The organism is Rheinheimera pleomorphica (genome assembly GCF_011634895.1).
Lineage (GTDB): Bacteria > Pseudomonadota > Gammaproteobacteria > Enterobacterales > Alteromonadaceae > Alishewanella > Alishewanella pleomorphica.
On sequence record NZ_SIRR01000007.1, the window covers coordinates 77,343 to 98,793 of the forward strand.

Sequence of the window (21,451 nt, forward strand, 5' to 3'; positions counted from 1 at the left end):
GCGTTTGGCTGGTCTGCGGTGTTTCACGTGGAGCAACCAGGTTAAGTGTCCGGCGCATGTAGCGGCGCCGGTTTACCAAATAAGTAACCCTGAAACAGATCACAGCCTAACCGAGCCAGCTCATCAAACTGTGCTTGTTGTTCGACACCTTCGGCTACCACCGTCAGCGATAATGATTCTGCCATCGCCAGGATGGTACGCACTATGGCGTGGTCAGTCTGCTGGGTAAGAAATTCGCGCACAAAAGATTGGTCAATTTTTAGCACGCTGATCGGCAGGTTTTTCAGGTAGGACAACGATGAATAGCCGGTACCAAAGTCGTCCAGCGACAATACCACCCCCAGCGTGTTAAGTGCTGCCAGTTTTTGCCGGGTTTGCTCCAGGTTGTCATGCAGCATGCTTTCGGTCAGTTCCAGTTCCAACAGCTGCGGCCGAATACCGGTATCCGCCAGGATCTGCTGTACTGTAGCGACAAAGCTTTTTTGCGCCAGCTGGCGCTCACTGACATTGACCGCTATGGGTAATGGTGTGCCCTGCTGACAAAATTGTCCGATTTGCTTACAGGCGCTTTGCAGTACCCAGCGGCCAATCTCGATAATGAGCCCTGAGCTTTCCGCCAGCGGAATAAACACATCTGGTGATACCAGGCCCTGCTGCGGGTGTTGCCAGCGTATCAGGGCTTCGTAACCGGCTATTTCACCTTGTTTATTCACTTTGGGTTGGTAAAACAATCTAAACTCGTTGTTTGCCAGTGCTTGTTTTAGCGCCGACTCCAGCAGCTGACGTTGGCGCAGGTTTTGCTGCATTTGCGGTTCAAAAAAGTATAACTGGTTGCGGCCACTTTCTTTGGAATGATACATCGCCAGATCGGCAGACGACATCAGCTCATCTATTGCTTTGCTGTCGTCATTAAACAGCGCCACGCCTATGCTTGCGGTAATAAAGTACTGGTGTTGTTTTAACATAAACGGCTGACGGATTTCCTGCAGCAGTTTATTTGCCAGATTCTGCGCGTCCAGCGCGGCGTTGGTTTCATCGTCTGTCAGCAAGCGTGCCAGCAAAATAAACTCGTCACCACCGGGCCGTGCCAGGGTATCTGTGGCCCTGATACTCAGTTGCAGCCGGTCTGCCAGTTGGTACAGCAGCTCGTCGCCATAAGAGTGGCCCAGGCTGTCGTTTAGCCGTTTAAAATGGTCCAGGTCAATAAACAGCAAGGCGGCGTAATCACCGCTGCGTTTGCATTCGGCCTGAGTTTCGGCAATTTTTTCCAGCAATAAACGCCGGTTAGGTAACTGTGTCAGCGGATCATAATACGCCAGCCGGTGAATACGCTGCTGGTCTGCCTTGGCCTTGCTGATATCGTTAAAGCTGGCGATATAATGCGTAACCTCACCCTCACTGTTTTTCAGCGCATTAATCACTACATGCTCCGGGTACACCTCACCGTTTTTACGCCGGTTATAGATTTCGCCGCTCCAGACATCATGCTGTTGCAGGATGTCCCACAGATGTTGATAGAATTTTTTGTCGTGTAAACCTGAGCTCAGTACCGAGGGTTTTTGGCCGATCACTTCGGCTTCGCTGTAGCCGGTAATATCGGTAAATGCCGGATTAACGCGAATAATCCGCCGCTGTGCATCGGTGATCATAATGGCTTCGCGGGTATGAAATGCCAACGCGTTCAGCTGCTCTGTGGCCTGGGCGTTTTTCTGTGCTGTGATGTCTCGCACCGCCAGAATAAAGCGGGCGTTGCCTCTTGATGATGGTTTTAACGCGGCTATTACCTGGAACCAGTTGGGTTCAGCTTGCCGGCCTATCGTTAGCGCATACTGCTGGGCATCAGAGCAGCCCTGGCGCTGATAGGCCTGACTTATCGCCGTTTGCATGGCCTGGCTGACATGCTGCGGTAAGACTTGTTGTGCAGTTTTGCCAATAAACTGCTCCGGCTCCAGATATAGCTGCGTTTCGGGCCGGCGATGCACCTGGTAAAACCGGCCCTGCATATCGACATCAAATAAAATATCCGGTATTGCAGCCAGCGTGGCGGATAACTCTGCCTGGGCTTGTTGTATCTGGGCATAAGGTGCCGCCAGCGTCTCGTAGACCAGCGCCCGGTACAAGAACAAATACGACAATAGTTTCAGTAAATGACCAATGATATTGAAGCTGTCGCTAAGCTCGCTGTATAGCGTAAAGTAAAACTCACTTAGCATCATGGTGATCACAGCAGCCAGCAGAGCCGGCATATGAAAGGCGTTATGCTGACGGCGATAACGCAGCATTAAAAACACGGTCAGCAGATTAAGCAAGATCACCAGATATTCAGCGGCGATTTTAAAGCGTGTCAGGCCAAGGCCGTCAATATAGGTGCGTGGCACGCTATCGGGTTGCAAAATAAACCAGTAATGTAACAGCAACACCAAGGCGGTGGCGCTAAGCAGCAACTGATAATAGCGTTTCAGCGGGATAGCCTTATCAGCAACCGGCAGCATGACCACACAAATTGCGCTGGCGGCCAACAGCCGTGCCGCCAGCCAGAAGTTAATCGCTTTTTCCGGGTTATTGTCGCTGAAGTAGGCAGGCATGCCTTTGTATGACAATAAATGGGCTAAATCTAACCAGAATACGGCAAAAAAAGCGCTGGCAATCACGGCGCCGCGTAATGTCATCTGTACCAGCGCCTGTTCGCGGATAATGGCAAAGATCATCGCCGCTATAACCACGGCGATCACTTCCAGCGTAGTATGCAATGGCAAATAGACGTCATGTGGCAGCTGGGGTAAATTCAGCCCGAATAGCAGGGGAAAAAAGGTCAATAAAGTTAACCCCAGCAAGAACAGCGCCGGTTTGGCTAATGACGGAGCAGCGATAACATAAACGGGTATAGGGTTTGGCATCAGGGCGTTGGTGTCGTTCGTTAAATTAGTAATTACTACTAAAGTGAGCATACCTGCTTTAGTTGTTTATTCAAGCATTCTGCCGATATACTTTAGCGCCAAGGTTGATTTGGCGCAGGTGCTGCCAGCCGGTGTTCAGCGGCGGCTAAGGCTTTTAATAGTACAGTGGCGGGCGCTGCCTGAGGCAGGCCATATAAAGGAGCACAGATGAAGTTTATACCTTGGGTAATAGTGCTATTGTTAACTGCCTGTAGCCAGCTACAACAGCTGTCGGCCTATCACGTAACAGAGGCAGATGTAGAGCAGCTGCTACGCCAGCAGGTGCCGAAACTGACACGGCAGGCGAATGTTGCCGGTATCCCGCTGAAAATGCAGGTGGAGTCGATGCAGGTAGATATAGGCCCGGATAATTCTGAGCTGGTGCGGTTAAATACCACGGCCAGTGCCGCTTTATCCTTGTTTGGTTTAAGTTACCCGGCCAATCTGCAATTGCAGATCGAGGGCGTGCCTTATTATGATGCCGCGCAGCAGGCAATATACCTACGCTCGGTTAAGTTGCTTGATTCCAGCATTGAAGCCGCAGGCTATCGCGGTAATTTAGCGCCGGTCAGCAATGAGCTACTGCAGCTGGTGAATGGTTATTTAGCCAATAATCCGGTGTATAAACTGGATAGCAGTAACCCGACGTTAAAGTTGCTCAGCGCGGTGCCGCTGAATATGGCGGTACAAAACGGCCGTATTAGCTTTACGCCGGGTAAAAATTAATACAGATCACGCCGATAGCGGCCTTGCTGTTGTAACAGATTAAGGCCGTCTTCGCCCACGGCGGCCAGCAAAGATTGATGCACCGCTTGCCCCATGCCCTGCCGGCTGCCGCAAACGTAAATGGCCGCCCCCTGTGCCAGCCACTGTAACAGGCGCTGTTGTTGCTCTGCCAGCAGGTGCTGCACATAACGTTTTTCCGTCTGATCCTGTGAAAAGGCCAAATCGCAATGGCTGATAAAGCCTTGTTGCTGCCACTGCTGAATATCCCGGGCAAAGAAAAAATCACTTTGTTGGCGCCGCTCACCAAACAGCAACCAGTTTCGTCGTTGGCCGTGCTTTACCCGTTGTGCCAGCAGTGCTCTGATACCGGCGATACCGGTGCCATTGGCAATAAAAATCAATGGCCGGTGAGTGTCGGGTAAATGAAACTGATGATGCGCCTGCAACCGTAGCCGCACTGGTTGTTGTTCTGTCGCCCAGGCAGTTAGCCAGCCGGAACCTATGCCCAGGCGGCCGTCAGGGCGCTGTACCTGGCGCACCAGCAGCATTAAGCAGCCTTCATCCGGTGTTGACGCAATCGAATAGCGACGCAGCGGTAAGCGGGGTTGGTTACTAAGCCAGATGTCCAGTGGTTCGTCAGCGGCCGGGTGCTGCACCTTGTCCAGCTGCAGTTCGGCCAGTGCCCAGCACAGCGGCACATGCCGGCCCTGGTAGCGTACCGCCTGACAACCGTGCAGTTGCTGCCGGGTCAGCCACAGCGCAACGTCGCATTTGCTATTTTCGGGTTGTACTTCAATAAGGTCGCCGGCCTGCCATTGTTGGCCGGCAGGCAATGCCAGCTTAATAACATAACAGGGTAAGCCGGTGCTGCCGGGGTTGGCGACATAGCGGCTCAGCAGGGGCAACTGCAGCCAATCTGGCTCAGTTAGCACAGCGTTGCTGTCGCTAACACCACTTATTAGCTGCTGCCACTGTTGTAAGCTGTTGCTATCGCGCTGAGCGCTGTCCAACTCCAGCAGGGGTTGTAAAGCTGTAGCGTTGCGGCTGTGTAGCCAGTGTTGCAGCCAATGGCCAAAGGCACAGAATTGCCGGTAACTGCGGTCGCCCAATGCCAGTACAGCGTATTCCAGCTGTTGCAAATTATGCTGCCATTGTTGTGCCAGGCGATAAAACTGCTGGCCGTTATCCGGTGGCTCACCTTCGCCATAGGTGCTGACGATAAACAACGCTTTCTGATACTGCTCCAGCTGTTGCCGGCTCAGTTGATTCAGTTCAGTCAGCAGCACCTTAAAGCCAGCCTGCTGCAATTGCTGCGCACTGCGCCGGGCCAACTGTAGCGCCATACCTGACTGACTGGCATAAGCAACCAGCCAGCGCTGAGCTGGCTCGGGACTGTTGGTATTTACCGTGTTAGTAACATTCCGTCGTGTTAGCGTCAGGTACAGGCGTAATATCAGGCCGGCGCTACTAAGCTGACAGCCCAGCCATAGCCACTGTATCGCCGGTGCGCTGAACGGCGCCAGCGGTAAATACCAGTAGTACAGCAGTGTTATTAGCAGCGCCAGCAGTAAAAACTGCTCCAGCCAGGCAAAGCCTTGTATGGTGGGCACGGGCGGGCAATGGTGCTTCAGCTGCAGGCTGGCGGCAACGGTAATGCTGTGCAGCAGGTATAACAGGATAGCAGCGCTGGGCAGTTCACCGGGGTGATAATAAAACTGATGCAGGGGGAGCAGCAATATCAAAGCGATGCTGAGCCATTCCAGCATATTTTGCCAGCGCTGTAACATAAAGCCTCAGAAAAAGCAGGGGCGGCAAAACCCACCCCTTAATGTGCAAGACAAGTAAAACAACAACCAGAGAAGCCCATCCGGGGCCGGTTACCGCTGTCAGTCCGTTGACGGCAATGACTATAATACGAACTATTATTAAATGCAAATAGTTATCATTAATAATTTGCGGTCAGCTGTTGCCTTGCAGCTGTTAACATTTGCGGCAATACTTCAAGGATGGATGAACCGCAGGCGGGTGTGATGTGAACACTGCAAGTAGCCGTTTAGCACTGCTGCTCTGGCTGACGACGGTTTTGTTAGTATTACCTTCTGCTACCACTGCCGCGACATCTGCTGCGGCCGCTGAGCCAGTTGCCTCTGTATATAGCCGCTTTATTCATCTGTCGGCACGCCACAATATTTCGCCGTTGGCCACGGCTATCGCCCAGGATCAGGCCGGCTTTCTCTGGCTGGGTACTCAGCATGGCTTATACCGGTTTGATGGTGATAATGTGCAGTTGTTTCGCGCTGTTGCCGATGATGCTGACAGTTTATCGGCCGATTGGGTGTCGGCGCTGTTGGTTGCCGCTGATGGACGTTTATGGATAGGTACCCGCTATGGCGGCTTAAACCTTTATGATCCGCTAACGCAGCGCTTTAGCCGCATTGCGCTGCCATTATTACAGCCTGACAGTGCAACGGTAGAAATTTCAGCAATCCACCAGGACAACCAGGGTACGATCTGGCTGGGGAGCTATGGTGAGGGCTTGTTTCAGTGGCAGGCTGATAGCCAGAGTTTAGAGCGGGTAGAGCTACCTGCGTTGGTTGACGGTGTTAGCAGCCGTTATATTAATGACATTTATGCCGCGGCCGATGGCCGGCTTTGGCTGGGCAGTGGCAATGCCCCTCTGCGCTCTGCGGCAGAGCAGACCGGCGGCCTGATTAGCTGGCAGCCTCAAAGCGGACAGTTACGCGGCTATCACAGCGCTAATTCGGCATTACCGGCTGATTCAGTTAGCCGTATTCAGGTTGGCAACGACAATATGATTTGGCTGGCCACCTATGGTGGTGGCATCGCAACAGTTAATGCCGATGGCAATATTGCGTTACCAGCGCAACAACCTGCCGCGCTGCTACAGGCGCCGGTTACCGATTTGCAATTTGATAGCCAGCACGGGGTGTGGCTGGCAACTTATGGCCAGGGGTTGTGGTACCGGCCGGCACACAGCGAACACTGGCAGCATTTCTCCCACCAGCCACAGCTGGCGTTTAGTCTGGCGGACAATAACCTGAGCAGGCTGCTGTTTGATCGTCAGGGGACACTGTGGCTACTCAGTCAGGCCGGTTTTAGTGGCTTAAGTCGTTTTGCCCGCGAAATACGGACTTTGCCGCACCAGGCCGATAACAGTGCCCTGCTGCCGGCGGCTGATATTTTTGGCATCGATATAGTGTCGCCTGAACAAGTGTGGCTGGCAAACCGGCAGGGGGGCGTGCTGTGGTTTAACGCTATAACACATCGTTTGCAACAACATTTAGCCTTACCGCAACTGGCGCAGCATTCGCCTACGCTGGCGCGCGCGGTAAAGCAGGATGCCACGGGGCAGCTGTGGGTGGGTACCGACCAGGGTTTGTTTCTGCTGGCGCCGGCGCAGCAGCATTGGCAACGCTTTCCCTTACTGAATGCATCGCGCCAACCGCATATCAGCGTCATTTATCAGGATGCTAAACAGCAGCTATGGGTAGGCAGCCGTGGTGACGGTGTGTTTTTACTCGGCCCTGATCGCCGCGTGTTGGCGCACTACCATCCCCAGGCTGACATTGCGCAGTATCAACTGCCGTTTGACGCTATTACCGCCATCACGGAAGATTATTTCGGCGCCATCTGGCTGGGGTCTACCGACAAAGGTTTGGTGCGATTGTCAGCTGCAGAGATGGATTATTGGCAACAGCATGCCGGCAGCAACCACGGCTTATTATTTAACGGTATCCAGTTGTTGTACGAACAACATGGCCAACTGTGGGTGCGCGCAGGTAATGTTGATCACCGTGTGCTGCGCGATGCGGCTAAGCCGGGCCGTGTCAGCGGTTTTAAAGCCTATCGCAGCAGTGCCGATGACGACAACATTTATCGCAGTGCCAACGGCTTTCGTATGCTGTATCGCAACTATTTATTGCCGCACGGCGAAGGTTATTTGCCGCTGTCGGAGGCACATGGTTTACAAAGTACTACCTGGATTGGCGCTTGGGCACTGGCGCAGGGCTGGTTGTTTCGCGGAGGCCGCTATGGGCTGGATTACTACCAACCTGGCCGGCTTAGCGCGGCAGCCGATCCGGTAAAGGTGCAGTTTACCGGCCTTAGTTTATTTAATCAGCCGGTAACGCCGGCCAGTGCAGATAACGACCTGTTGCCGGTTGCCTTGCCTTATTTATCGCAGCTTCGCCTGAACTACCGCCAGGATATGTTTAGTCTGCATTTTGCCGCCCCCGACTTTGTGCAACCGCAGTTGCGGCAATACCGTTACCGCTTGCAGGGGTTTGACCGGGACTGGCTGCAAACCAGTGCCGGCAACAAGGTTGCTACCTATACGCGGTTGCCGCCAGGTCGCTATCAGTTTTTACTGGCCAGCCGGTTACCGCTGGGGCTGTGGCAGCATGAAATCAGCTTGCCGATAACGGTATTACCTCCCTGGTGGATGAGCTGGTGGTTTCGTTTGCTTTGTATCGCCAGTGTTTTACTGGCTGTTGGTGGTTGGTTGGTGCAGCGGATCCGTCGTGAACGCACTATTCGTAAAATGCTAAAGCAGCAGGTTGCAGAACGCACCGCCGAGTTGGAGGAAAAGCATCGGGCATTGCAGTTGTCATATCAGGATATGACGTTGTTGCAGCAACTGGGACGGGAAATTACCGCCTCGTTGGACACCGAGCAGGTATTACTGCGCTGCCATCAGCATTTAAGCCAGATGCTGGATGCGCATGTGCTGATTATTGGTTTGCACCGCGAACAAGAACATAAGCTGGAATTTGTATTCTGGATGGAAAACAACAGCCTGGCACCGGTATTTGAGATCAGCCTGAATAACAGCGATGCGTTACCGGTAGTGTGCTTTCGCCAGCAGCAAGAATTGTTAGTGATGCAGCGGTCCGATTTTCTGCACTATGTACCTTGCTTACCCGAGCCACTGTATGGCGAGCGCATGGAGTCAGTGCTGTACTTTCCGCTGGTTGTCGGGAATAAAGCGGTTGGGGTGTTATCGGTACAAAGTCCGCGGCCTTATGCCTACAGTCAATCGCAAATTGCGCTGTTGCGCACGCTTGCCAGCTATATCGCCATTGCCCTGGCCAATGCAGACTCTTATACCCGGTTGCAGGCGACGCAGAAACAGCTGGTTACGCAGGAAAAAATGGCGTCTTTGGGCAGCCTGGTGGCCGGCGTAGCGCATGAAATTAATACGCCGCTGGGTATCTGTGTTACTGCGGCCAGTCATCTGCAAACAGAACTTAGCCTGCTACAAAGCAGTTATCAGCAGGGGGGGATGCAAAAAAGTGTATTTGAGCGCTTTTTACTGCAGTTTAACGACGGTTTGCGCATATTGCACAGTAATATCCGCCGGGCGGCCGATCTGGTACAAAGTTTTAAACAAATCTCAGTCGATCAGTCAAACGATAGCGTGCGTGATATAGAATTAGTCAGCTATATCGGTGATGTGCTGCTGTCTTTGCAGCCGCAGTTAAAAAAGTACGGCTGCAATGTCACGCTAAAGGCGCCTGAGCAGTTAAACATGCATACCGATCCCGGGGCGATAGCACAAATATTAACTAACCTGATCATGAACAGTCTGCTGCATGGCATTACCGATGTAGCAGAGCCGCAAATTCATTTGCAGCTGCACGTCGAACACACAGAATTGCACTGGCACTACAGCGACAACGGCAGTGGCCTGGACGCCGCTAATCTGCAGCGTTTGTTCGATCCGTTTTTCACCACCAAACGGCATCAGGGCGGTACCGGCCTGGGGACTCATATCGTCTACAATCTGGTTACGGTGCGGTTAAAAGGTCAAATTGACGTCAGTAGCCCACCAGGAGCGGGGTTGCAGTACAGTATTCGTCTGCCTGGTGTTAGGGCGGCGGATAAATCGTCAGCGTAAGTTGCAAAATTCTTAAATGTCGCTAAAATATCTTTCGTTTTGAAACTTAATCGAAAGATATGAATAAACGCAATACTCAACAACGCCGGCATCTGATTGTCAGCCAGCTGCAGCAACAGGGCGAACTGTCGGTTGAGCAGCTGGCCGAGCAGTTTCATACCTCAGAAGTGACGATTCGCAAAGACCTCACTGTGCTGGAGCAGGCCGGATTATTGCTACGCCGCTATGGTGGCGCTGTGCCGGTACCGCAGGACTTTGTCAGCGACAGCAGTTTAGAAAAGGTTTCAAAACGAAAGCTTGCCATTGCCAAAGCCGCCGCCAGCCTGATCAAAGATCACTACCGCATTATTATCGACAGTGGCCGCACGACTGCCGCCCTGCTGCCGGAGCTGGCAAGCAAGCGCGGCCTGGTGGTGATGACCAACTCACTGGCCATTGCCAATACGCTGCGCGAGCTGGAAAACGAGCCAACGCTGCTGATGACCGGCGGTACCTGGGATCCGCAATCAGAAGCCTTTCAGGGCCAGCTGGCTGAGCAAATGCTGCGCAATTACGACTTTGATCAGCTGTTTATCGGTGCCGACGGCATCGACCTGGCCCGCGGCACCACCACCTATAATGAGCTGTACAGCTTAAGCCGGGTGATGGCTGAAGTGGCGCGCGAAGTGATCGTCATGCTGGAGTCTGACAAGCTGGGGCGCAAAATCCACAATCTGGAATTGCCCTGGTCAATGATTAAAGTGCTGGTAACCGATGAAGGCTTAGCCGCAGCAGATGCGGCACAAATTGAACAACAGGGCGTCAAAGTTATCCGCGTTGCGGTGTAAACGCCCTGCTATAACCAATACGATTTTAAATTCTGGAGAAGACATATGTGTGGCATAGTTGGCGCAGTAGCGCAGCGTGATGTAGTAGACATTCTGGTAGAAGGCCTGCGCCGGTTAGAATACCGCGGTTATGACTCGGCCGGTGTGGCAGTGGTCACCGAAAGCGGCGAATTAACCCGGCTGCGCCGTTTAGGTAAGGTAAAAGAGTTATCTGATGCCGTTGCTGCCCAGCCGGTTAGCGGCGGTACTGGTATTGCTCACACCCGTTGGGCTACGCACGGCGAGCCAAGCGAGCGCAACGCCCACCCGCACGTGTCCAGCAACATTACCGTGGTGCATAACGGCATTATCGAAAACCACGCTGTGCTTCGTGAAGCGTTAAAAGCCAAAGGTTATGTGTTTACCTCGGACACCGACACCGAAGTTATTGCCCATTTAGTGGAAGAAGAGTTAAAAGCCGCCAGTTCACTGTTAGCGGCGGTGCAAGCCACGGTTAAGCAGTTACATGGCGCTTACGGCACCGTATTAATGGATAAAACCGATAGCAGCCGCGTAGTGGTGGCCCGTTCTGGCAGCCCGCTGGTCATTGGCCTGGGTATCGGTGAGAACTTTATCGCCTCTGATCAGCTGGCGCTGCTGCCGGTAACGCGCCGTTTTATCTTCTTAGAAGAAGGCGACGTGGCCGAAATTACCCGTCACAGCGTGGCCATTTTCGATAAAGACGGCAAGCCGGTAGAGCGTGAAGTGCACGAGTCTAACGTTAGCTACGACGCCGGCGACAAAGGCCAGTACCGCCACTTTATGCTTAAAGAAATTTACGAGCAGCCGCATGCTATTAACAACACGCTGGAAGGCCGTTTAAGCGCCGATTCTGTGCTGGACGAAACCTTTGGTAACGGCGCTGCCGAACTGTTCAAACAAGTAAAACACGTGCAAATCGTCGCCTGTGGTACCAGTTACCATTCCGGTATGGTGGCACGCTACTGGTTAGAGTCGTTAGGCGGCATTTCCTGTAACGTTGAAATCGCCTCAGAGTTTCGTTACCGCAAATCGTTCGTACAGCCAAACAGCCTGCTGGTCAGCATTTCGCAATCCGGCGAAACCGCCGACACCTTAGCCGCGCTGCGCTTAGCCAAAGAAGCCGGCTATTTGGGCAGCTTAACCATCTGTAACGTGGCGGGCTCATCACTGGTACGTGAGTCAGATCTCGCCTTTATGACCCGCGCTGGCGCTGAAATCGGTGTCGCCTCCACCAAAGCCTTTACTACTCAGTTGGTAGGCCTGGCCATGCTGACGATGGCCATTGGTAAGTACAACGGCCTAACCGCGGCGCAGCAACGTGAATTGACCGACGCCTTAAAGAGCCTGCCTGCCAAGCTAGAGCAAACCTTAACTTTAGCGCCGCAAATTGAAGCGTTGGCCGAAGAGTTTGCCGACAAGCACCACTCGCTGTTCTTAGGCCGTGGCGATCAATACCCGATTGCAATGGAAGGCGCGTTAAAGCTAAAAGAAATTTCGTACATTCACGCTGAAGCCTATGCCGCCGGCGAGTTAAAGCACGGCCCGCTGGCGCTGATTGACGCAGAAATGCCGATTATCGTGGTCGCACCGAATAATGAGCTGTTAGAAAAGCTGCAATCTAACGTCGAAGAAGTGCGCGCCCGCGGCGGTATTTTATACGTCTTCGCCGACGCCGATGCCAAATTCCAGTCTGACGCCACTATGCGGGTAATTAACGTGCCACACGTCGCCGACATCCTGGCACCTATCGTCTACACCCTGCCACTGCAACTGCTGAGCTACTACGTCGCCATTATCAAAGGCACCGACGTAGACCAGCCACGCAACCTGGCGAAGAGTGTAACGGTAGAATAATTTACGCTTAAAAATAATAAGGCCATCAACAGTTTACTGTGATGGCCTTTTTTATTGCCATTTTCCCAGCTTGGCTCAGTAAACCAAGCTGCTACAATCAAAATTCCACAGCGTTAAGGCAGCAAACATGACTACCTTATTTGAACAAGTACTGGCGTCCAGTAAAAGCCTGACAGCAGATGAGCGCGCCAGATTGGCGCATGCGCTGATCGCCAGCCTCGATCAGCAACAGGATGACGATGCCGAACAGCAGTGGCTGGCAACAACTGAGCACCGTGTAGGCGAAATTGAAGCTGGTTATGTAGCTGCTGTGTCGTGGCAGGATATAAAAAAGCAGTTGGGTAAAGACCTAGCTGAATGACACCGCTTAAGTTTCACCCCGCGGTCTATCAGGATATTGCCGATGCCTACAACTGGTATCAATTGCAGTTAGATGGCCTGGGTGATGACTTTATCAACGAGCTGGAGTCAGCCTACAGTTTAATAAGCCAAATGCCACAAAGCTGGCCCAAATTTGGTAAAAAGGCCCGCCGTTTTCTACTGCATCGTTTTCCATTTGCCGTAGTGTACTTTCCATTTAATAACGAGCTATATGTAGTTGCCGTAATGCACCAAAGCCGCAGACCAGGTTTCTGGCACAGTCGTAAAGCTTAAGCCTTTACACCACACTGCCCTTGTACCAAAAATCGTTTTGCTTTTTGTATAACCAAGTTTAGGGTATTAAGAAATTAAAAGGATTTACATATTGATTGCCAAATTTAAGACTTTCCATGCCTTGTTTTTGCTGTCATTACTGACTCTGGCGTCATGTACACCGACAAAATACGTCGATATCAGTGACTATGTCAGATTTAGCGCTTTCATCGGTAAAAACATCAGCACAAAGATTGAAACTGAAGCCTTAGGCGTTACTTTTGGCTCAATAAGAGATCAGAAAATAGATTACGTTTATATTGTTCCAGAGCCTAACTTCTCTGGTCCAGAAGTGCTATCAAGAACTAACGTTGCTGCTGGCTCTATGTTCAAAATTACCGGTGTTTACGGCAGTAACTCCATTTTTTTCACAAATCGTTTTTACTTTAAAGTCGTTACTGATGACAGGCCCAACTCGTCTGAGTCCTTTTATCTGATTGAATTTAACGATTCCGAACTGGGAAACAATGCCGGGCTGGATAGCAGAGTTTTTCATTTTGAATAATCGGGTTCGGACAAACTTAACGTTTGTTGTTGTAATCTCACCAAATCGCTTGCTTTGACATTGCCAGCCACATAATAATTAGCACTGTGGCTGGCAGGGTAATAAGCGCCAGATTGGTAAAGCCTTTATGGTAAAACTTCACCAAGGCCTGCTGGCGCGGTGTTGGCGGAGCACTTGCGCTACTCTTTTATTTCTTGTTCAATGATCGCTGTTGTTCATTCGCAATGAACAAGTTTCTTTGATGAACACATTTTTTTTGCTTGATGGATTTAGTTTGACGATACGATAAACATGTATAGAAAACGCAATAATCTATATATGTCCGGCCTGAAATGTATAGAAAATAACGTTTTCTATATGAATGGTAAAATGCCTAATTACTATCAGATAGCCGCATCCTGCTACTGATCACCGCTAATACTTCAATTTGATCAGGCTTGATGTAATAGATGATTCGATAGTCGCGGTACAGCACTTCGCGGATTTGTGTTTGGTTGTACTCGGGGACAACCCGACCGGATAATGGGTGGTCAGCAATTTGTGCTGAGCGGCGGGTAATTTCATCAACGGTTTTTAGTGCATACACAGCCGAATCAGCGGCGATGTAATGAAATATGGCATCAAGGTGTTCAGCGGCGTTATCGGTCCAAAGCACCTTCATGTGTTGACCTTATTGCGTTAAACCATATTTCTTGCGGATTTCATGCACCGATTGCAGTTTGCCTTGCTCGCTATCGCTAAGGCCTTGTTCGATGGCCTGACGCACATAAATCTGCTCCATTAAATCTTCCCAGGTGGCATCGGCGGGCAACTGGTCGATCAGTTTGTGGGCTTCATCTTTTCTTAACGGGCTTGGCATAGTTAATTCTCCGGCAGAGGCTTAATTGTTAGCCGCTTTATGTTGAAAAGCAATGTTTAAACCGGCATCGAATTATTGCTATCAATCATCCCGCGTCAGCACTTCCAGCAGTTCTATCTCAAACACCAGATTGCTGTTCGGTGGGATCATAGTGCCAATCTGCCGCTCGCCGTAGGCCAGTGCCGCCGGTACCCAGAGTTTGCGTTTGCCGCCGGTTTTCATGCCTTTTAAGCCTAGAATCCAGCCCTGAATAACGCGGTTGTTGCTTAGCACTATTTGAAACGGCTCGCCGCGCTTGTAGGAGGAATCAAACTCGGTGCCATCTTCTAACCAGCCGCGGTAATGCGCGGTGATTAGCGCGCCACGCTCGGCGGCTTTGCCGGTGCCTTCGATGATATCTTTAATTTTTACTTCAGCAGTCATAATGCTTACGGCATTTATTTGTTTTGCCGCAGTATAACGTGTAGGTAGGGCGGTTTGTTAGTAAAAAAGCGGGTATTATCAGTGTGCTGTGGCAGAAACAACAAGGGCGTAATCTTTCGAGTTACGCCCTTTGCGGTTGTATGAGCCTTTGCCCTTTTTCGCTTTCACTATTTTAGTTTGAAACAACTTACTGGTAACTAATGCCTTAATCGCATTGTCGCGGATCTCACCGCGGCCATGCTCGGCGGCTGCTTTGGCCATATTTTCCTCCTGATTAAAAACCGCTCGCAGTGTACCTGCGGCTTTAGGTTGTCGCAACAGGCATAAGTTCCGTTTTAAGCCAGGTTACAGCGCGTATTTTGTCATGTTACCAAGTTGGCTACGTTACACTGGCGTTATGGATCAATCTTTTTTATCGATAGAGTGGCGCAGTTTTATTCAATAGATTCGATAACTCTTTGCCGCTATAGTGCCTGAAACTGCGCACGTCCGGTGCGTGACATTGTGGAGTAAGCGGTATGCAGGATACTAAGTCAATGACCGTAGCGATGCGGCTTGGTCTGGGGTTTGGCGTGATCCTTGTGCTAATGCTGAGCCTGACCTTATTTGGTGTGCAGCGGGTGAGTCAGATCAACAAAACCCTGACCGATATTACTGAAGTAAACTCGGTGAAACAGCGCTATGCCATTAATTTTCGTGGCAGTGTGCATGACAGAGCCATAGCGCTGCGCGATGTTACTTTGGTACCCAACTTATCAGCGTTGCCGGCGGTGCAGGCAGAAATAAGCCGGCTGGAAACGTTCTATCAGGCATCGCGCCAACCGATGGACCAGTTGTTTCAATCGGTAGCAGGTATCAGTGTTGAGGAGCGGCAGTTGCTTGAGGCGATCCATCAGGTTGAACGCCGTGCTCAGCCACTGGCGGCTGAAGTGATCCGTTTGCGCCAGCAAGGCCAGCAGGCGCAGGCTCAGCAGCTATTGTTGCAGCAAATGAGCCCGGCCTTCGTTGACTGGCTGGCCAGTATCAATGCGTTTATTGATTTTCAGGAGCAAAAAAATCAGCAGGCGACCGACTATGCCCGCAGCGTGGCGGCCGGTTTTGCAATGTCTATGGTGTTACTGACCCTGCTGGCCATTGTTATTGGCGGTGGTACGGCCTGGTACATTAGCCGTTATTTACGTCAGGCACTGGGAGGTGAGCCGGCTGTGGCGGCCGGCGTGGTAAGCCAGATTGCCGGTGGCGATCTCACCACGGCTATTGGCCAATGCCCGCCAAACAGTATGCTGGCTGCCGTGGCGCAGATGCAGCAACAGCTGCGGCAAACCCTGCAAAAGGTCATAGATGCTGCCGGTACAGTCTCTGTGCAGTCGACCGAGTTGGATCTGGCGTCAAAAGAAGCCTTACACGCTGCTGAATTGCAGGCTTCATCGTCTACCGCCTCTGCTGCCAGCATTGAGCAAATGACGGTCAGCCTGAACAATGTGGCTAATACGGTGCAGCAAACAGAAGAAAATTCGCAAAAAACGGCGGCGTTATCAGCACAGGGTGCCAGCCTGGTGCAAGATGCCGCGGCAGAAATTGCTGAAGTGGCGGCGACAGTACAGCAATCGGCTGAACAAATCAGCAGCTTGCAGCAGCGCTCAAAAGATATTGCCGGTATTGCTGGTGTTATTCGCAGTATTGCCGAGCAAACCAATTTACTGGCGCTAAATGCTGCTATTGAAGCTGCCAGAGCCGGCGAGTCTGGCCGTGGCTTTGCGGTCGTTGCCGATGAAGTACGGCAGCTGGCTGAGCGCACCAGCAAGGCAACCAATGAAATTGCCGCTATGATCCAACTGGTGCAGGATGAAACCCAGCAGGCGGTGCAGGCGATGGAAACCTCGGCACCGCGGGTTAGCCAGGGGTTAGCGCTGGCGAATCAGGCGGCGGCGATGTTACAGCAAATCCGCAGCCAGGCTGACGATTCGCTGCATAATGTCAAAGATGTGTCGCGCTCTACCACTGAGCAATTTGCTGCGGTGCGTGAGCTGGCCCAACACATTGAGCAAATAGCGTCGATGTCGCGCGAAACCGCAGTGGCTATGCAGCAAAACCGCGGTGTGGTGGCAGCATTGCAGCAGGTAGCGCAGGGCTTAAGCGGCCAGGTTAGCCGGTTTAAAACCAGTTAGGCAGTAAAAAGCTGGCGCTACCGGTTGGTTGTCACTCTGCCCTTAGCGCGGCTATCGGCTGCATAATGGCAGCCTGGCGCGCCGGGGTAATGCCGGCGGCCAGGCCGATAGCAATGGATAACAGCAGCGACAGGCTTAAATAAAACAGGCTTAGCTGCAGTGGTAACGCCGGTAGCAACAGCTGCAGGCTCAGCACCAGCGAGATGGCCACCGCAATACCGGCAATACCGCCGGCAAAAGATAACGCCACTGCTTCGGCTAAAAACAGCAGCAATATCTGGCGCTGACTGGCACCGAGCGCGCTTAGCAGACCAATTTCACTGGTACGTTCGCGCACGGCGGTGCTCATAATGGTAACAATGCCGACGGCACCCACCAGTAACGAAATCGCCCCCAGCGCTGCTACCGCGGCGGTTAGCACCTGCAAAATATTATCCAGGCTTTGTAGCATATCGTCTTGCGAAATGAGGCTGAAATCTTCAGCACCATGGCGGGTGATTAATTGCTTACGGATACTGGCTAATACCTTATCTGTGCTGGCGCTGTCGGCGAACACAACGTCTATTTCCATCAGGCCGTTGCGGTTAAACAGCATCAGTGCTTTATCTACCGGAATAAACACCATATCGTCTAAATCAAAGCCCAGCATCTGGCCTTTGGCGGCCATTACGCCAACCACGCGAAAGCGCATACCGCCAACGCGGATGCTCTGGCCCAGCGGATTTTGCCCGGCAAATAATTCCTGCTGCAGTTTATGGCCCAGTACGGCAAAACTGCGGCTGCGGCCGCTCTCGTCTGCTGGCAAACCACGGCCTAAGGCAAGATCAAACTGCCAGGCACTGTGAATGGCATGGTTGGCGCCAATAATGTCGGTGCTGCGGGTGCGGCCGCCGGCTTCAACGGTGCCGCTGCCCTGCACTATCGGCACAACGTGCGTTACATGCGGCAACCGGGTTAATGCCTCTGCATCGTCCAGCGTTAATGGCCGGTCAGTTTGCAGCAGGCCGCCCATGCCGCCGGTGATGGTTTTGCCAGGGTTAATGGCGATAATGCGGCTGCCAAACTGAGAGAAGTTGGTTAGCACATAGTCGCGCACCCCTTCGCCTAAAGAGGTGAGTAAGGTGACGGCACATATGCCAACGGCGATACCCAGCGCCGTCAGGCTGCTGCGCAGTTTGGCGGCGCTCAGGCTTTGCAGAATAAGCCTAACAAAATCGGCGCTACGCATCTGTGCGCCTACCCTGTAGTGCGTTAACCGGCTGCAAACCGGCCGCGCGGCGTGACGGCCCCCAGGCAAACAACACTGAGGTGGCAACCGCGATGGCCAGTGCCAGCCACCTGGCCCACCAGGGACTATAAAAGGCCAGATCGCTAAAACGCAGCCGCATTGCCCACAGGCCAAGCTCACTGAGCAAAATGCCGGCCGCGGCGCCCAGCAGTGCCATGAGCAGCGCCTCGGTTAAAAACAGCGTTTGAACATCACTGTTGCTGGCGCCTAAGGCTTTTAACAGCCCTATTTCAGCGGTGCGCTGGCTAACCGAAATCAGCGTTACATTCATGATCAGAATACCGGCTACCAGCAGGCTAATTGCTGCGATGCCGCTAACGGCCAGATTCAGCGCGCTGAGGATGTCAGCAAAGGCGCTTAAAATAGCATCCTGGCTTACCAGCGTAATATCGGCGACACCGCCCTGGCGGCGCTGCATCAGTTGCTCTACCCGTTGCTTTACGGCGGGTATCGCATCACTGCTCTGGCTTTGGATAAACAGCCGGAATAAGCCCGGTTTGTTAAACAAGCGCTGTGCACTGGCGATGGGTATCAGCATCAGATCATTCATATCCATGCCCATGGCCTGGCCTTTGCTGTCCAGCACGCCTATTACCCGAAAACGGCTGTCGCCGGCTTTTAGCCATTGCCCCAGTGCCGGGGTATTGCCAAACAACTCCTGCTTTAGCGTGCTGCCAATCACCGCCACCGGGCTGGCAATATCCAGATCCCGCGCTGGCAGCATTTGCCCCTGCTGCAGCTGCAACTGGCGGATATCAAAAAACGCTCTGTTAGTGCCGGTAACGATCACCTCACGTGTGCGGGCACCAATATGTACTTGTGCCATGCCAACAGAGAGTGGTGCTACTGCAACCACGCCAGGCAGGCGGCTGATCGCACTGGCATCGTCCAGTGTGATATCGCGCGGTGACTCGCCGGTTAGCGGCGGCATGGTGCCACGGGTTTCTTTTTTGCCTGGCAGCAGGATCAGGGTTTCGTTGCCCAGCAGCGAAAACTGGCTCAGTACATAGGCTTTGGCCCCTTCACCCAGGCCGGTCAGCAGGTTTACCGCCGCCACACCAATGGCCAGCGCCAGCAAAATCATCAGGCTGCGAAAACGGTGGCGCAATACCAGTTGCAGGTTAAAGTGCAGTAAATCGGCGCTACGCATGCAGTGTGCCTGCCGCTGTACTGTGCTGCTCGTCGGCAACAATACGGCCATCCACCATGCGGATCCGCCGGCGCGCACGCTGGCCCAGTGCCGGGTCGTGTGTTACCACCAGCAGCGTAATGCCCTGCTGATTTAATTGCTCCAGTATATTTACTACATCTAAGCCTGACTGCGAGTCAAGGTTGCCGGTGGGTTCGTCGGCCAGCAGCAGTTGCGGCTGCATCACGATGGCGCGGCCGATGGCGACGCGCTGGCGCTGGCCGCCGGACAGCTGATTCGGCAGATGGCTGGCGCGTTCTGTCAGGCTAAGCTGAGCCAGTATCGCCGCAACTTTTGGCTTACGTTGCTGCGGCGGCACGCCGGCCAGCACCAGAGGCAGCTCGATGTTTTCCTGTGCGGTTAAGCGCGGCACCAGATGGTACGACTGAAACACAAAGCCAATATGCTGGCGGCGGAAACGGGCGCGCTCGTTATCGGTTAGCAGGGTGGTGTCGGTGCCCTGCAGCAGATATTGGCCGCTGTCGGGAGCGTCCAGCAGCCCCAGCATATTCAGCAGCGTCGACTTGCCCGAACCGGATGGCCCCATTACCGAAATATACTCACCCGCCCGGATGCTAAGGTTAATGTTATCCAGCGCCTTTACGGCCTGGTCACCGAGCAAAAAACTACGGCATAGCTGATGCAGTTCAATCATGGCTGTCATCTGCAGGGGTTACCAGGGCGCCAGCCACTGCCTCTGGCGTATCCAGGCTAAGCAGCACCTGTTCGCCCTCTGTCAGGCCGCTGGTAATTTGGCTCCAGCGCCAGTTGCTGATACCCGTGCTGACAGTACGCAGCTGCAGCCGGTTGTCGTTACCCAGCACCAATACCTGATTTTGCGCAAAAATAGTCTCAGTGGGCAGGCGCAGTGTGTTGTCTTGCTGCTTAAGCACAATTTCGATGTCAGCGCTGTAGCCAATTAGTAGCAACACATCGTCTGGTAGCTGATTAAAGCGGGCTTCGACATCCACAGTGCGCGCCTGCTTTTCGTAATCCTGCACATAGGGCGCAATGCGGCTGACCGTGGCGCTAAACTGGCGGCCGCGATAGGCGTCCAGCGTAACCACTACCGGCATGCCAACGCGGATGCCGGCGGCATCGACTTCATCTATCGGCGCGCGCACATACAGGCAGCTATCATCAATTAAATCCACCGCCGGCGGGGTTGGAATGCCCGGTGGTGACGGCGTAACAAATTCGCCGACTTCGCCGTTAATTTCAGCGACGACGCCGGCAAAGGGTGCCAGTAAGCGGGTCTGGCTAAGCAGGGCCTGCTGCAGTGCTAATTGCGCTTTGGCGACGCTAATTTCGGCCTCGGCGCGCTGGCAGCTGTGGCGGGCAAGTTCGGCGTTGGTTAACGCCTGATCCAGCGCTTCATCAGATAACAGCTGCTGTTTGGCCAGGCTGAGTGCCCGCTTTGCCTCGCGGCTGGCCCGCTCGCTGACATCACAGCGCTCGGCTTTGCTAAGCGCTGCCACGGTGAGCTGCGCTTCGCTTTGTTGCACTCTGGCCTGTTGATCCTGATCCCACAGCGACATTAACAGCTGGCCTGGCTCCACCCGATCACCATTTTGCACCTGCAGCGTGGCCACGGTACCCCCGCCGGTCAGCGATAACTTAGAACGCTGGCAGGCGCGCACTGTACCAGCGCGGGTATTGGCTACCAGTTGTGCAACAGGGCCGGTAGTAGCGGCAACCAGCCTTACCGGTAATGCCGACGTTGGTGTTAGCCACCACCAGCTAACAACTGCTACAGCAAGCAACGCAACGAACACCCATTTTTTCATCGGCTATCTCAGGCTTTAACCATAGGACCTATGGCTAAGTGTAGCTGGCATCGCTATCCGCTGGGCTGGCTTAGATCAAAAACCGGCGTTAAACCTCATGGCCGCTAATGCCAGCCAGAAACAGGGCTGTACTGCACCAAAAGTTAGCAACCAGAGTTGGCGGCTGTGTTGTTGGTGCAAGCTTACCGTTTGAAATTTAATATAAAATTCATTTTGTTGACATAGTTCGCCCTGTTCTGGTTCGGCTTTTTAGTGCCT

General features: G+C 53.0%; 18 protein-coding genes. 8 read left to right on the forward strand and 10 right to left on the reverse strand.

The window, feature by feature from the left end; all coding sequences use genetic code 11:
• Positions 1-41: 41 nt before the first annotated feature.
• A complete protein-coding gene (locus EYB30_RS07435) occupies positions 42-2,948 on the reverse strand; it encodes an EAL domain-containing protein (RefSeq protein ID WP_241697992.1) in 2,907 nt (968 codons plus the stop codon).
• 156 nt (positions 2,949-3,104) lie between these two features.
• Between EYB30_RS07435 and EYB30_RS07440 the strand changes: the two genes are divergently transcribed.
• A complete protein-coding gene (locus EYB30_RS07440) occupies positions 3,105-3,662 on the forward strand; it encodes a YceB family lipoprotein (RefSeq protein WP_166838288.1) in 558 nt (185 codons plus the stop codon).
• On the opposite strand, the gene EYB30_RS07445 is transcribed toward EYB30_RS07440, so the two are convergent.
• Positions 3,659-5,449 carry a flavodoxin domain-containing protein gene (locus EYB30_RS07445; RefSeq protein ID WP_166838289.1) on the reverse strand — a complete coding sequence of 597 codons (1,791 nt, stop codon included), beginning with the start codon at positions 5,447-5,449 and terminating at the stop codon, positions 3,659-3,661. The two genes, EYB30_RS07440 and EYB30_RS07445, sit on opposite strands and share 4 nt — an antisense overlap.
• 245 nt (positions 5,450-5,694) lie before the next feature.
• Here EYB30_RS07445 and EYB30_RS07450 point away from each other — a divergent pair, with 245 nt between their 5' ends.
• From EYB30_RS07450 to EYB30_RS07475, 6 genes are all read left to right on the forward strand, one after another.
• Positions 5,695-9,579, forward strand: a complete 3,885-nt coding sequence (locus tag EYB30_RS07450) for a two-component regulator propeller domain-containing protein (RefSeq protein WP_166838290.1) — start codon at positions 5,695-5,697, stop codon at positions 9,577-9,579.
• A gap of 59 nt (positions 9,580-9,638) precedes the next feature.
• Positions 9,639-10,406 (forward strand): DeoR/GlpR family DNA-binding transcription regulator, encoded by a 768-nt coding sequence (locus EYB30_RS07455; RefSeq protein WP_166838291.1) that lies wholly within the window; start codon positions 9,639-9,641, stop codon positions 10,404-10,406.
• 45 nt (positions 10,407-10,451) lie between these two features.
• On the forward strand, positions 10,452-12,281 hold the full coding sequence (glmS, locus tag EYB30_RS07460; RefSeq protein WP_166838292.1) for a glutamine--fructose-6-phosphate transaminase (isomerizing): 1,830 nt from the start codon (positions 10,452-10,454) through the stop codon (positions 12,279-12,281).
• A gap of 127 nt (positions 12,282-12,408) precedes the next feature.
• Positions 12,409-12,642 (forward strand): addiction module protein, encoded by a 234-nt coding sequence (locus tag EYB30_RS07465; RefSeq protein ID WP_166838293.1) that lies wholly within the window; start codon positions 12,409-12,411, stop codon positions 12,640-12,642.
• Positions 12,639-12,935, forward strand: coding sequence for a type II toxin-antitoxin system RelE/ParE family toxin (locus EYB30_RS07470; protein ID WP_166838294.1), 297 nt, complete (start codon positions 12,639-12,641; stop codon positions 12,933-12,935). Before EYB30_RS07465 ends, EYB30_RS07470 begins: the two co-directional genes overlap by 4 nt.
• Before the next feature lie 91 nt (positions 12,936-13,026).
• Positions 13,027-13,479, forward strand: a complete 453-nt coding sequence (locus EYB30_RS07475; RefSeq protein WP_166838295.1) for a hypothetical protein — start codon at positions 13,027-13,029, stop codon at positions 13,477-13,479.
• 373 nt (positions 13,480-13,852) lie between these two features.
• Here the strand turns inward: EYB30_RS07475 and EYB30_RS07480 are convergent, their stop codons facing one another.
• The 4 genes from EYB30_RS07480 to EYB30_RS07495 all read right to left on the reverse strand — a co-directional run bounded on the left by EYB30_RS07480 (position 13,853) and on the right by EYB30_RS07495 (position 15,022).
• Complete coding sequence (locus EYB30_RS07480) at positions 13,853-14,140, reverse strand: type II toxin-antitoxin system RelE/ParE family toxin (protein WP_166838296.1); 288 nt, start codon at positions 14,138-14,140, stop codon at positions 13,853-13,855.
• Positions 14,141-14,149: 9 nt separating this feature from the next.
• Positions 14,150-14,338 (reverse strand): hypothetical protein, encoded by a 189-nt coding sequence (locus tag EYB30_RS07485; RefSeq protein ID WP_166838297.1) that lies wholly within the window; start codon positions 14,336-14,338, stop codon positions 14,150-14,152.
• Positions 14,339-14,419: 81 nt separating this feature from the next.
• Positions 14,420-14,761, reverse strand: a complete 342-nt coding sequence (locus EYB30_RS07490; RefSeq protein WP_166838298.1) for an FKBP-type peptidyl-prolyl cis-trans isomerase — start codon at positions 14,759-14,761, stop codon at positions 14,420-14,422.
• Positions 14,762-14,839: 78 nt separating this feature from the next.
• Entirely contained in the window at positions 14,840-15,022 is a 183-nt protein-coding gene (locus tag EYB30_RS07495) for a ribosome alternative rescue factor ArfA (RefSeq protein ID WP_166838299.1), read from the reverse strand.
• Positions 15,023-15,279: 257 nt separating this feature from the next.
• Here EYB30_RS07495 and EYB30_RS07500 point away from each other — a divergent pair, with 257 nt between their 5' ends.
• Positions 15,280-16,929 carry a methyl-accepting chemotaxis protein gene (locus EYB30_RS07500; RefSeq protein WP_166838300.1) on the forward strand — a complete coding sequence of 550 codons (1,650 nt, stop codon included), beginning with the start codon at positions 15,280-15,282 and terminating at the stop codon, positions 16,927-16,929.
• Positions 16,930-16,960: 31 nt separating this feature from the next.
• Here EYB30_RS07500 and EYB30_RS07505 read toward each other — a convergent pair whose 3' ends face one another.
• From EYB30_RS07505 to EYB30_RS07520, 4 genes are read right to left on the reverse strand one after another with little or no spacing between them, the layout of a single operon-like run.
• Complete coding sequence (locus EYB30_RS07505) at positions 16,961-18,157, reverse strand: ABC transporter permease (RefSeq protein WP_166838301.1); 1,197 nt, start codon at positions 18,155-18,157, stop codon at positions 16,961-16,963.
• Positions 18,150-19,367, reverse strand: a complete 1,218-nt coding sequence (locus tag EYB30_RS07510; RefSeq protein WP_166838302.1) for an ABC transporter permease — start codon at positions 19,365-19,367, stop codon at positions 18,150-18,152. Before EYB30_RS07510 ends, EYB30_RS07505 begins: the two co-directional genes overlap by 8 nt.
• Complete coding sequence (locus EYB30_RS07515; protein WP_241697993.1) at positions 19,360-20,070, reverse strand: ABC transporter ATP-binding protein; 711 nt, start codon at positions 20,068-20,070, stop codon at positions 19,360-19,362. The genes EYB30_RS07510 and EYB30_RS07515 overlap by 8 nt, the downstream gene beginning before the upstream one ends.
• Positions 20,054-21,193 carry an efflux RND transporter periplasmic adaptor subunit gene (locus EYB30_RS07520; RefSeq protein WP_166838303.1) on the reverse strand — a complete coding sequence of 380 codons (1,140 nt, stop codon included), beginning with the start codon at positions 21,191-21,193 and terminating at the stop codon, positions 20,054-20,056. Before EYB30_RS07520 ends, EYB30_RS07515 begins: the two co-directional genes overlap by 17 nt.
• Positions 21,194-21,451 lie beyond the last annotated feature (258 nt).

Bases quoted from the DNA above. Each gene is read 5' to 3' on its own strand.
- EYB30_RS07435 (WP_241697992.1), bottom strand. From the start codon at position 2,948: ATGCTCACTTTAGTAGTAATTACTAATTTAACGAACGACACCAACGCC.
- EYB30_RS07440 (WP_166838288.1), top strand. From the start codon at position 3,105: ATGAAGTTTATACCTTGGGTAATAGTGCTATTGTTAACTGCCTGTAGC.
- EYB30_RS07445 (WP_166838289.1), bottom strand. From the start codon at position 5,449: ATGTTACAGCGCTGGCAAAATATGCTGGAATGGCTCAGCATCGCTTTG.
- EYB30_RS07455 (WP_166838291.1), top strand. From the start codon at position 9,639: ATGAATAAACGCAATACTCAACAACGCCGGCATCTGATTGTCAGCCAG.
- glmS (WP_166838292.1), top strand. From the start codon at position 10,452: ATGTGTGGCATAGTTGGCGCAGTAGCGCAGCGTGATGTAGTAGACATT.
- EYB30_RS07465 (WP_166838293.1), top strand. From the start codon at position 12,409: ATGACTACCTTATTTGAACAAGTACTGGCGTCCAGTAAAAGCCTGACA.
- EYB30_RS07470 (WP_166838294.1), top strand. From the start codon at position 12,639: ATGACACCGCTTAAGTTTCACCCCGCGGTCTATCAGGATATTGCCGAT.
- EYB30_RS07480 (WP_166838296.1), bottom strand. From the start codon at position 14,140: ATGAAGGTGCTTTGGACCGATAACGCCGCTGAACACCTTGATGCCATA.
- EYB30_RS07485 (WP_166838297.1), bottom strand. From the start codon at position 14,338: ATGCCAAGCCCGTTAAGAAAAGATGAAGCCCACAAACTGATCGACCAG.
- EYB30_RS07490 (WP_166838298.1), bottom strand. From the start codon at position 14,761: ATGACTGCTGAAGTAAAAATTAAAGATATCATCGAAGGCACCGGCAAA.
- EYB30_RS07495 (WP_166838299.1), bottom strand. From the start codon at position 15,022: ATGGCCAAAGCAGCCGCCGAGCATGGCCGCGGTGAGATCCGCGACAAT.
- EYB30_RS07500 (WP_166838300.1), top strand. From the start codon at position 15,280: ATGCAGGATACTAAGTCAATGACCGTAGCGATGCGGCTTGGTCTGGGG.
- EYB30_RS07505 (WP_166838301.1), bottom strand. From the start codon at position 18,157: ATGCGTAGCGCCGATTTTGTTAGGCTTATTCTGCAAAGCCTGAGCGCC.
- EYB30_RS07510 (WP_166838302.1), bottom strand. From the start codon at position 19,367: ATGCGTAGCGCCGATTTACTGCACTTTAACCTGCAACTGGTATTGCGC.
- EYB30_RS07515 (WP_241697993.1), bottom strand. From the start codon at position 20,070: ATGACAGCCATGATTGAACTGCATCAGCTATGCCGTAGTTTTTTGCTC.
- EYB30_RS07520 (WP_166838303.1), bottom strand. From the start codon at position 21,193: ATGAAAAAATGGGTGTTCGTTGCGTTGCTTGCTGTAGCAGTTGTTAGC.